Below are 2,400 nucleotides of genomic sequence, written 5' to 3'. Positions count from 1 at the left end.
TTAAGTTTTTCTTGGTCCAATTGCGTACCCACGATGGTATCCTTTTGAAAAGACTACTCAGTCGTGGGCAGTTACACAATTTGGTTTACAGCCTCGCAGTACCTGGTTGAGCTGTATGCGTGCCTGAAATATCAGCTTTCTACTGACGAATTTGATACGACCTGAATAGCTATCAGCGAACTCGACCCATTTATCGAAGAAGGCTATTAGAGAAGCTCTACAGCGTTGCGCAGCATGTGCGGCTGAATGTCGATGTAGCGCTGCGTTGTAGCAATGCTCTGGTGTCCGGCAAGCTCAGCTAACACACGCACGCTCGTTCCCTTCGCTGCCAGCTCAGTAATAAACGTCCGCCGTCCGCTGTGACTTGTTGCTCCGGCAATGCCAGCACGTGCATACAAGCGTCGTAGAAGCTGCGTAGCAGTGTTCGAACTGAAGCGCTGGCTCTTTTGCGTTGTGAACAAAAAGCCGCTGCGAGCGCCGTCTAGCGTTTGCTGCGTATAGCGTTGAAGCTCTTTCTGCATCCGAGCAGGCACGTACACAGCGCGAGCACGTTTACTTTTAGTCCGTCTGGCATCCAGTGTAAATTCCGTTTTCACTGCGCCAGTGCTGTCCAGTACGTCCTCAACACGCAGCGCTGCCACTTCACCAACTCGCATTCCGCACCAATGTGTCAGCAATAGCATGGTGCAATCGCGTTCAGCGTATTTGCTGCACGCCTTTGTGACGTCTAGTACGCGCTTCAGTTCTGCCTTACTCAAAGTCTTCGCCTGCGCCATCATCTGCTCCAAATGTAATGTTTTCGTGTAAGCAGTATATTTTCTGACGTTTATTTTGAGCAATCGATGCTTAAGCTCCAAAGACATTAATAAAATCAGCTGGTTAAACTGAAATATAACAGTTTAATAATTTTCTTATATTCTATCTGTCTGTTGCGTAAGCGCTTTGCGCTTCCTCAAACGCTTTCTGTGTCTCACTCCGCTCTCGCTCCAATCGAACACATCAGCGTATTCTTTCGTCTCTTGTCTTTGGGCGATTTATGTAGATTCTGAAGTCAAAGTGAGGCTTCACGCCTCAAATTGACAGTTTCATGCTTTATGTGAGTTCCTCTGTCAGTGTTTGCGCACAACCAGAATTGTTCTGGTGAAAGCGGGGTTACGCTGTTGCTTTTACGTGCGTTGAGTTATTCGCAACGCAATGCTATGCCAGCCAAACACTACCGACATAGCACACACAAGGTACTGAAATTCTCAGCCTCAAGTCTTGTTCCTCTTCTACAGAAGTTGCCTCTGTTGGAGCTAGGGTGCTGGCGAAAAGACGAAATTCCGTTGGCATCAACCTGAGTTGGCAAACTCGACATCTATTTCTAACGGGTGCTGTAAACAGATAAATACAATGCAGCGGCTAATTGCAATGTATCTACAGTTATTTATCAACAGAGGAAAAGTCAGTGGCAAAAACGATATTAGACGAAGTGTTCAACTTACTAAAACAGATAGGCGCTGTTAATAGCGAAAGCGAATTCAGTAGCGATTGGCTGTGTAGAAGTGAGTGCTATTTGCGAACCGTACGATTTAAAGGCGCAGAGCCGAGCACAAGCACTGTCGCAATCTGCGCGAGCAAGCTACAGCATTACGGTACGAAAATGATAGAAACAGACACCCACCTGAAGCTTGGAAGAACATTCCTATCTTTGAGTGAGCAATGCCACCAGCACATCAACAGTCGCAGCACTTTAACCTGGCTAGATGACTGAAAACAGTGCTACAGCAACCGATTGTGCAGCGCGCGGATTTTTAGCACCCAGTACTTACAGATTTGAGGTGGTGATTTTTCTACCCCACCCAACGCAGGACAGGCAATATGAGTAATACACCCTTACGAGACATTCAGCGAGCACTGGAGATTATTCGAAAGAACGTGGACAAATCGCACTACGACGCGAAGCTCGCCGCACTAGAACTCATCATCGACAGCAGCAAAGACACTGTGAATCAGATCCGAAAAGCTCGAGCACCGGACGTAAAAAAGAAAACCGTAATAGTTCCAAAAGAGAAAAAGGTAAATCGTACGGCTCCTAAGTTCAAAAATAATAGAATTGATAAACCCATGCAACAAGAGCCTGTAGAAAAGCAACCCCAAAAACCCATAAAACCTCTGCGCCCGAAAAATTAGTGGACATGCGTGAAAATTCGCTTTTAAATTTAACGGTTCTTTTATCTGTTAAAGTAATTTATAAACAGAAAACTCGATGGCGATAGAGGCATAGCTGAATATAAAAAAGCCTCCATTACTGGAGGCCACGTTTGCGGAGGCTGTAAACCAAATTGTGTAACTGCCCACGACTGAGTAGTCTTTTCAAAAGGATACCATCGTGGGTACGCAATTGGACCAAGAAAAACT

At 45.9% G+C, this 2,400-nt stretch carries 3 protein-coding genes; 2 read left to right on the top strand and 1 reads right to left on the bottom strand.

Annotated features, from left to right (window positions below; all coding sequences use genetic code 11):
- Positions 1 to 206: 206 nt before the first annotated feature.
- On the bottom strand, positions 207 to 863 hold the full coding sequence (locus tag BM035_RS22050) for a tyrosine-type recombinase/integrase (RefSeq protein WP_254775566.1): 657 nt from the start codon (positions 861 to 863) through the stop codon (positions 207 to 209).
- Between the two features lie 584 nt (positions 864 to 1,447).
- Here BM035_RS22050 and BM035_RS23265 point away from each other — a divergent pair.
- Both BM035_RS23265 and BM035_RS22040 read left to right on the top strand, forming a co-directional pair.
- Positions 1,448 to 1,753: a DUF6626 family protein gene (locus tag BM035_RS23265; RefSeq protein WP_092034441.1), complete on the top strand. Its 306-nt coding sequence runs from the start codon at positions 1,448 to 1,450 to the stop codon at positions 1,751 to 1,753.
- Between the two features lie 107 nt (positions 1,754 to 1,860).
- On the top strand, positions 1,861 to 2,172 hold the full coding sequence (locus BM035_RS22040; protein ID WP_092034439.1) for a hypothetical protein: 312 nt from the start codon (positions 1,861 to 1,863) through the stop codon (positions 2,170 to 2,172).
- The last annotated feature ends 228 nt before the right edge of the window (positions 2,173 to 2,400 follow it).

This window comes from Marinobacter sp. DSM 26671, assembly GCF_900112835.1.
Taxonomy (GTDB): Bacteria; Pseudomonadota; Gammaproteobacteria; order Pseudomonadales; family Oleiphilaceae; genus Marinobacter; species Marinobacter flavimaris.
This window is presented reverse-complemented; position numbering and strand designations above follow the sequence as displayed.

Bases quoted from the DNA above. Each gene is read 5' to 3' on its own strand.
- BM035_RS22050 (WP_254775566.1), bottom strand. From the start codon at position 863: ATGTCTTTGGAGCTTAAGCATCGATTGCTCAAAATAAACGTCAGAAAA.
- BM035_RS22040 (WP_092034439.1), top strand. From the start codon at position 1,861: ATGAGTAATACACCCTTACGAGACATTCAGCGAGCACTGGAGATTATT.